This is a genomic window from Roseisolibacter sp. H3M3-2 (assembly GCF_029211165.1).
Lineage (GTDB): Bacteria > Gemmatimonadota > Gemmatimonadetes > Gemmatimonadales > Gemmatimonadaceae > Roseisolibacter.
On record NZ_JARGEK010000263.1, the window covers coordinates 1 to 7,027 of the forward strand.

Below are 7,027 nucleotides of genomic sequence, written 5' to 3' on the forward strand. Positions count from 1 at the left end.
GGCGCAGCCCGCGCCAGCGCAGCCGCCGGCGGCCGCGCAGCCGTCGGCCGGCCCGCGCGCGATCCAGCCGCCGGCCGGCACAGCGTCGATGGCCCAGCACCGCGTGGTGCCGCAGCCCGACGTGGTCGAGCCGTCGGACGCGCCGCCGTTCACCATCACGGCGCAGACCGCGATCGTCCTCCCCGCGGACGGCGGCGAGGCGGCGCGCGTCGGCGAGTGGCTGGCCGCGCTGCTGCGCCCCTCGACCGCGTTCCCGCTCCCCGTCACGCCGGGCGACGGCCCCGCGCCCGCCGGCGCGATCGTGCTGCGCCTCGGCGGCCCGGCGTCGCTCGGCGACGAGGGGTACGAGCTGCGCGTCGCCGCCGACTCGGTGCTGCTGCGCGCGCCGCGCGCGGCGGGGCTGTTCCGCGGGCTACAGACGCTGCGGCAGCTCCTCCCGCCCGGCGTCGAGGCGGAGCAGGGGGCGATGCGCATGGCCGCGGCGTGGACCGCGCCGGCCGGGCGCGTCGTCGACCGCCCGCGCTTCGCGTGGCGCGGCGGGATGCTCGACGTCTCGCGCCACTTCTTCACCGTGAAGGAGGTGAAGCAGTACGTCGACCTGCTCGCGCTGTACAAGATGAACACCATGCACCTGCACCTGAGCGATGACCAGGGCTGGCGCATCCAGATCGACAGCCGCCCGCGCCTGGCGCAGGTCGGCGGGCGCACGCAGGTCGGCGGCGGCGAGGGGGGCTACTACACCAAGCAGGACTACGCCGAGATCGTCCGCTACGCCGCCGAGCGGTTCATCACGGTGGTCCCCGAGATCGACATGCCGGGGCACACCAACGCCGCCATCGCCGCGTACCCGGAGATCGGCTGCAGCCGCCCGATGCCCGCGCAGACGGTGCCGGTGCCCGAGCCGGGGCTCTACACGGGGATCCAGGTCGGGTGGAGCACGCTCTGCCACGACAAGGAGGCGACGTACCGCTTCGTCGACGACGTCGTGCGCGAGCTCGCCGCGATGACGCCAGGGCCGTACCTGCACATCGGCGGCGACGAGGTCGCGGCGCTCACCCGCGACCAGTACGCGACGTTCGTCGAGCGCGTGCAGGACATCGTCGTCCGGCACGGCAAGATCCCCATCGGCTGGGAGGAGATCGGCAAGGGGAAGCTCCGCCCGCAGACGATCGCGCAGCAGTGGCAGAGCGACACCGCCATGCTCGCGGTGCGCCAGGGGAACAAGCTGGTGCTGTCGCCGGCGTCGAAGGCCTACGTCGACATGAAGTACACGCCGGCCACCGAGCTCGGGCTGCGCTGGGCGGGTTTCGTCGAGCTGCGCACCGCCTACGACTGGGACCCGGCCGCGCTCTTCCCGGGCGTCACCGAGCAGTCGGTGCTCGGCGTCGAGGCGCCGCTGTGGACCGAGTCGGTGTCGACCATCTCGGGCGCGCAGTACCTGCTGCTGCCGCGCCTCCCCGCGCTCGCCGAGGTCGGGTGGACGGCGCAGGGGAAGCGCGACTGGGAGGGGTTCCGCGCGCGCATCGCGGGGCAGGCGACGCGCTGGCGCATGCTGGGGCTCAACTACTACCCGTCGCCGCAGGTCGCGTGGTGAGCAGCCCGAGGTCGAGCGCGAACCGCACGTAGTCGGCGCGGTCGGCGAGCCCCAGCTTCTCGTTGACGCGCCGGCGGTACGTGTCGACGGTCTTGGGGCTGATGCACAGCCGCGCGCCGATCTGCCCGGGGGTGAACCCCTCGGCGAACAGCTTGAGCACGTCGCGCTCGCGCGCGCTGAGCTGCGACCACTCCTCCTCGCGGTCGGTGCGCTCGGCGCGGCGGCGCCACCCGGTGGCGAGCACCGGCGCCGCCTCGGGGCGCACGTAGGTCTCGCCGCGCGCCACCGCGCGCACCGCGTGCGGCAGCTCGCGCCCCGCGGCGCTCTTGGGGAGGTAGCCCGACGCGCCCGCGTCGAGCATCCGCAGCAGCCACTCGGCCTCGGCGTGCATCGTGAGCGCCAGCACCGCCGGGCGCGCGCCGTCGCGCTGCGCCAGCCGCCGCGTCGCCGTCTCGCCGTCGACCCCGTCCATCGACACGTCCATCACCACGACGTCGGGGGCCAGCCGGTCGACCGCCACCAGCGCCTCGGCGCCGTCGGCGGCCTCGCCCACCACCTCGAGGTCGGGCTCCGCGGCGAGCACGGTCGCCAGGCCGTAGCGCACCAGCGCGTGGTCGTCCACCAGCAGGATGCGGATCGGCACGTCGTCGGGGGCGCGCATCAGGCGGAGGCCGTGGGTGGGGTGATCGGCACGACGGCCTGGATGCGCGTGCCGTGCGCGGGGCGGCTCGACACCGACATCCAGCCGGACACCAGCGCGACGCGCTCGCGCATCGCGAACAGCCCGACGCCGTCGGCGGCGCACTCGACGACGGCCGGGTCGAAGCCGCGCCCGTCGTCCTCCACCGTCAGCACGGCCTCGTGCGCGTCCACGGCGAGCGCGATGCGGACGGAGCGCGGCGCGGCGTGGCGCACGGCGTTCCGCACCGCCTCCTGCGCCACCTGGTACAGCGTCGCCGCCGACGCCGGCGCGAGCGCCACCCGCGCGTCGCAGCTCACCCGCACCTCCGCCGCCGTCCCCTCGCGGGTGCGCGCGGCCAGCGCGTCGAGCGCCGCCGGCAGCCCCAGCTCGTCCAGCACGCGCGGGTGGGCGGTGTGCGACAGCTCGCGCACCTCGTGCAGCGCGTCGCGCACGATGCCGCGGATCACGTCCATCCGCCGCCGCTGCGTGTCGCCGCGCGCGTCGCGCGGCTCGCCGGCCGGGGCGTCGTCGCGCGCGACGTCCGCCGCCGGCCGCTCGGCGCCCCCCAGCAGCAGCGACAGCGCCGCCAGCTGCTGCGCCGTCCCCTCGTGCAGCTCGCGCCCGATCGCCGCCCGCTCGCGGTCGTCCACGCGGATGGCGCGCGCCGCCAGCGTGCGCGCCCGCCCGCGCTCGGCCGCCACGGCGTCGAGCAGGTGGTTCATCGCCGACGCCCCGCGCCGCAGGTCGGCGTCGACGAGGTGGGGCAGCCGCACGCGCGCCGCGTGGTCGCCGCGCGCGACGCGGTCGGCGGCCGCCTCCAGCGCGCGCAGCGGCAGCCAGGCGGCGTTGATGAGGGCGAACGCCACCACGAGCGTGAGCACGACGCCGACCAGCGCGATCTCCTCCGCGAACCCCGGCGGCGCCCAGCGCGCCGAGGCGAACGCGGCGAGGTCGATGGCGACGATCGCGCTCGTGAGGCGGAGGATGACGCGCCCGCCGGCGACCGGCGGGACGCGCCACGCCGTGCCCGGGGCGTGCGCCCCGGAGCCGGCGGTGAAGGCGGGGGCCGTGGCGCCGGGCGTCATCTCACATCGCCCAGCCGAAGGCCGCGATCGCGTGGTCGTGCGCGCTCCGCTCGGCGGCGGGGCGGGGGAGGAGCGCCCGCAGGGCGCGCAGCGAGCGCAGCGGGCCGAGCGACCGGAGCGCGTGGTGCCACCGGGGGCGCGGCGGCCGGGCCGGGGTGCGGAGCGTCCGCCGCGCGGCGCGGGCCCGCGGGCGGTGCGGGACGGCGCGCCGCACGGCGGCCCGGGTGTCGAATCGGAAGTGGCGCATGGCGGCAATGCTAAGCGGGGCCGCGGCCGGCACGCTGTCAGCGCACGTCGGAAGATTCGTACGACGTCGACCGACACGCGGCGTACGCCGGAGGCGCGCCCGGCGGCCGCACTTCCTACACAGGTTCAGAATCCGTCCGGCAGACGCCCGCGCCCCGGCGGCGCACGTTTCGCGGCCAATCCACGCGAAGGCGACGCCCATGACATCCCGAACGCTCGAGCTCCACGGCACCGCGCCCCGGCGCCCCCTCCCGCACCGCCGCCGCTTCTGGCGCGAGGCCATCGCGCTGCACGGCTCGGTCACGCCCTACGTCCTCCCGCGCGTGCTGGTCGCGGGCGCGCTCGCGGTCGTCGTGTGCCACCTGGTGACCGCGCTGCGCACGTACGCCGGCATCGACCTCACCATGGAGGTGGCGCCGCACGAGCTGGGCGGCGCGGTACTCGGCATCCTCCTCGTGCTGCGCACCAACGCCGGCTACGACCGGTGGTGGGAGGCGCGCAAGCTGTGGGGCGGCATCGTCAACCAGTCGCGCAACCTCGCGGTCGGCGCGCTCGCGTACGGCCCCGACGACCAGGGGTGGCGCGACCGCGTGGTGCGCTGGATCGCCGCCTTCCCGCACCTCGCGCGCGCGCAGCTGCGCGGCGAGCCCGCGCCGCCGCAGGCCGTCGCGCTCGTCGGCCCGGAGGGCGCGCGCCGGCTCGCCGCCGCCGACCACGCGCCCAGCGTGGCCGTGATGGCCGTCGCGCGCCTGCTCCACGCGGCGGGCGACCGCATGGACGGCTTCGCGTTCCAGCAGGTGGACGCCGAGCGCGCCGCGCTGATGGACCACCTCGGCGGGTGCGAGCGCATCCTGAAGACGCCGCTGCCGGTCGTGTACTCCATCAAGGTGCGCCGCTTCATCCTGCTCTACCTGGCGACGCTCCCGCTGGCGATCCTGCCGCAGGTAGACCGCATGTGGATGGTGCCGGTGGTGACGATGATGCTCGCCTACCCGCTGCTGTCGCTCGACCAGATCGGCGTCGAGCTGCAGAACCCGTTCGCGTGCGAGCACCTCAGCCACCTGCCGCTGGACGACATCTGCGGCACCATCGAGCGCAACGTCCTCGCGCTCGGCGCGGTTCCCGCGGAGGCCGACGAGCTGCGCATCGCGCCGCGCCCGCGTCCGCTTCGCGTGGGGGCCGGCGGCTGAGCGGCCGCGGGGCGCGGGGCGCGCTAGCTTGCGGGCATGGACCTGCTGACCTACGCGCCGCCCGCCCCCGTGCGCCCGGCCTCGCCCGGGATCGACCTCGCCATCGGCCGCACGCCGATGGTCCGCCTGCGCCGCGTCGTCGCGGCCGACATGGGCGAGGTGTGGGTCAAGGTCGAGGGGATGAACCCCGGCGGCTCGATCAAGGACCGCACGGCGCTGGGGATGATCCTCGACGCCGAGGCGTCGGGGGCGCTGCGCCCGGGGCAGACGATCGTCGAGCCGACGAGCGGCAACACCGGCATCGGGCTGGCGCAGGTGGCGTCGGCGCGCGGCTATCCGCTCGTGCTCTGCCTCCCGTCGCAGATGAGCGAGGAGCGCAAGCGGACGCTGCGCGCGTACGGCGCGCGCCTCGTGCTGACCGACCCCGAGCGCCGCATGCTCGCCGCGATCGAGGAGGCCGAGAGGATCCGCGACGCGACGGGGGCGTGGATGCCCAACCAGTTCGCCAACCCCGCCAACCCGCGCGTGCACTACGAGACCACGGCCCCCGAGCTGTGGGAGCAGATGGACGGGCGCGTCGACGCGTTCGTGTACGGGTCCGGCACGGGCGGCACGATCAGCGGCGTCGGGCGCTTCCTGAAGGAGCGCAACCCGGACGCGCTGGTCGTCGCGGTGGAGCCGGCGCGCTCGCCGGTGCTGTCGGGCGGCGAGCGCGGGCAGCACCAGTTCCAGGGGATGGGGCCCGGGTTCGTCCCGCCCAACTTCGACCGCGGCGTGGTCGACCGCGTCTTCACCGCGTGGGAGGAGACCGCGTTCCCCCTCGCGCGGCGGCTGGCGCGCGAGGAGGGGCTGTTCGTCGGGATGTCGAGCGGCGCCATCGCGTGGGCGGCGATGGAGGTCGCGCGCGAGCTCGGGCCGGGGAAGCGCGTTGCGACCATCGCCCCCGACTCGGGGGCGCGCTACCTGTCGACGACGCTCTTCCAGGCCGAGGACGTGTGCGGCGAGCTGCCGTAGAGCTGCCGTAGCGGCGACTAGGCCAGCGTCGCCAGCAGCCGGTCGAGCGCGGCGAAGCTCTGCGCCATGCCGCCCTCCATCCCCGAGTGCAGCATCCCGTCGCGCTCCATCTGCGAGTAGAACTGCGAGACGGTGACCATCCGCGTGCGCCCGTCGCCCGCGTCCTCGAGCGTCATGTTCTCGATCACGACGTAGCCCGGCATCCCGTCCCACTCGAAGGTGCGCGACACGCGCTCCATCGGCACGACCTCGCGGTAGCGCCCCTCGAAGCCGTGCAGCTCCCCCTCGGGCGTGTGCTCGACGTAGCGCCAGTGGCCGCCGCGCTCCACCTCGTCGCGCTCGACGACCAGCTTGTGCCCGCGCCCCCACCACTGTGCGACCAGCGCCGGGTCGGTCATGGCGCGCCACACCAGGGCGCGCGGCGCCGCGAACACGCGCTCGACGCGGATCTCGCGGTCGGACGGGGTGGAGAGGACGTGCGTCGGGGCGTCGGTCGCGGTCATGGCGGGTCTCCGTGGTGGGTGGCGTCGGGCGCCGCGCCCTGCAGGCGCGCGAGCAGCGTCCCGAGGCGGTCGTAGCGGGCCTCCAGCATGGCCTGGTAGCGGGACATCCAGGCCACCTCCTCCTCCAGCCGGCGCGGCCCGAGCCGGCAGGTGCGCGTGCGGCCGACCTTCTCGGTCGTCACCAGCCCCGCGTCCTCGAGCACGCGCACGTGCTTCTTCATCCCCGTGAGCGTCATCGCGCACGCGTCGGCCAGGTCGGTGATCGACGCGTCGCGCGCCCCGAGCCGCTCCAGCACGCGCCGCCGCGTCGGGTCGGCGAGGGCGGAGAAGGTGGCGTCCAGTCGCACGTCATACTGAACCATATGGTTCAGTATTGCACCGCGACGCCGGCGGCGCAAGACCACGGGCCGCTGTCAGCGCGGCGGGATGGGGACCAGGGCGGTCGTGCTCGTCCCGTCGGCCCGGACGACGAGCACCCCGGCGAACGCCGCCCGCGGCTCGTCCACGAACTCCGCGCTCGGCGGCGTCCCCGGCGCGGGGCGCGAGGTCGCGAACGGGGCCCGCGACGCGTCGGCGAGCACCAGCGTCGCCTCGCCGTCCACGGGGGCCTCGGGCGCCCAGCGCACGCGCACGCGCGCGCCGGCCAGCCGCTCGGCGGTCTCGCGCCCCGGCGGCGCGACGTCGTCGGCGACGACGGTGATGAGGGGCGTCGG

General features: G+C 75.9%; 9 protein-coding genes. 3 read left to right on the forward strand and 6 right to left on the reverse strand.

What is annotated here, in order from left to right:
* On the forward strand, positions 1-1,594 hold a 1,594-nt coding region (locus tag PYV61_RS18170; RefSeq protein WP_275834220.1), incomplete at its 5' end, for a beta-N-acetylhexosaminidase.
* Here the strand turns inward: PYV61_RS18170 and PYV61_RS18175 are convergent.
* From PYV61_RS18175 to PYV61_RS18185, 3 genes are read right to left on the reverse strand one after another with little or no spacing between them, the layout of a single operon-like run.
* The gene (locus PYV61_RS18175; protein ID WP_275834222.1) at positions 1,560-2,255 is read right to left on the reverse strand and encodes a response regulator transcription factor; all 696 of its coding nucleotides are present in this window, start codon (positions 2,253-2,255) and stop codon (positions 1,560-1,562) included. The genes PYV61_RS18170 and PYV61_RS18175 overlap by 35 nt on opposite strands.
* Positions 2,255-3,361 (reverse strand): ATP-binding protein, encoded by a 1,107-nt coding sequence (locus tag PYV61_RS18180; protein ID WP_275834224.1) that lies wholly within the window; start codon positions 3,359-3,361, stop codon positions 2,255-2,257. The genes PYV61_RS18175 and PYV61_RS18180 overlap by 1 nt, the downstream gene beginning before the upstream one ends.
* Before the next feature lies 1 nt (position 3,362).
* The gene (locus PYV61_RS18185) at positions 3,363-3,608 is read right to left on the reverse strand and encodes a hypothetical protein (protein ID WP_275834228.1); all 246 of its coding nucleotides are present in this window, start codon (positions 3,606-3,608) and stop codon (positions 3,363-3,365) included.
* Positions 3,609-3,807: 199 nt separating this feature from the next.
* Here PYV61_RS18185 and PYV61_RS18190 point away from each other — a divergent pair, with 199 nt between their 5' ends.
* Both PYV61_RS18190 and cysK read left to right on the forward strand, forming a co-directional pair.
* Entirely contained in the window at positions 3,808-4,797 is a 990-nt protein-coding gene (locus PYV61_RS18190; RefSeq protein WP_275834230.1) for a bestrophin family ion channel, read from the forward strand.
* Between the two features lie 36 nt (positions 4,798-4,833).
* Positions 4,834-5,811, forward strand: a complete 978-nt coding sequence (gene cysK, locus PYV61_RS18195) for a cysteine synthase A (protein WP_275834232.1) — start codon at positions 4,834-4,836, stop codon at positions 5,809-5,811.
* 17 nt (positions 5,812-5,828) lie between these two features.
* Here the strand turns inward: cysK and PYV61_RS18200 are convergent, their stop codons facing one another.
* The 3 genes from PYV61_RS18200 to PYV61_RS18210 form a co-directional block, all read right to left on the reverse strand.
* A complete protein-coding gene (locus PYV61_RS18200) occupies positions 5,829-6,314 on the reverse strand; it encodes an SRPBCC family protein (protein ID WP_275834233.1) in 486 nt (161 codons plus the stop codon).
* A complete protein-coding gene (locus tag PYV61_RS18205) occupies positions 6,311-6,676 on the reverse strand; it encodes a metalloregulator ArsR/SmtB family transcription factor (RefSeq protein ID WP_345785257.1) in 366 nt (121 codons plus the stop codon). The genes PYV61_RS18200 and PYV61_RS18205 overlap by 4 nt, the downstream gene beginning before the upstream one ends.
* A gap of 51 nt (positions 6,677-6,727) precedes the next feature.
* Positions 6,728-7,027: hypothetical protein (locus tag PYV61_RS18210; protein WP_275834237.1), on the reverse strand; the 300-nt coding region annotated here is incomplete at its 5' end.

Excerpts from the sequence above, each read along its gene's own strand:
- PYV61_RS18200 (WP_275834233.1), bottom strand. The coding sequence starts at position 6,314 with ATGACCGCGACCGACGCCCCGACGCACGTCCTCTCCACCCCGTCCGAC.
- PYV61_RS18205 (WP_345785257.1), bottom strand. The coding sequence starts at position 6,676 with ATGGTTCAGTATGACGTGCGACTGGACGCCACCTTCTCCGCCCTCGCC.
- PYV61_RS18185 (WP_275834228.1), bottom strand. The coding sequence starts at position 3,608 with ATGCGCCACTTCCGATTCGACACCCGGGCCGCCGTGCGGCGCGCCGTC.
- PYV61_RS18180 (WP_275834224.1), bottom strand. The coding sequence starts at position 3,361 with ATGACGCCCGGCGCCACGGCCCCCGCCTTCACCGCCGGCTCCGGGGCG.
- PYV61_RS18190 (WP_275834230.1), top strand. The coding sequence starts at position 3,808 with ATGACATCCCGAACGCTCGAGCTCCACGGCACCGCGCCCCGGCGCCCC.
- PYV61_RS18175 (WP_275834222.1), bottom strand. The coding sequence starts at position 2,255 with ATGCGCGCCCCCGACGACGTGCCGATCCGCATCCTGCTGGTGGACGAC.
- cysK (WP_275834232.1), top strand. The coding sequence starts at position 4,834 with ATGGACCTGCTGACCTACGCGCCGCCCGCCCCCGTGCGCCCGGCCTCG.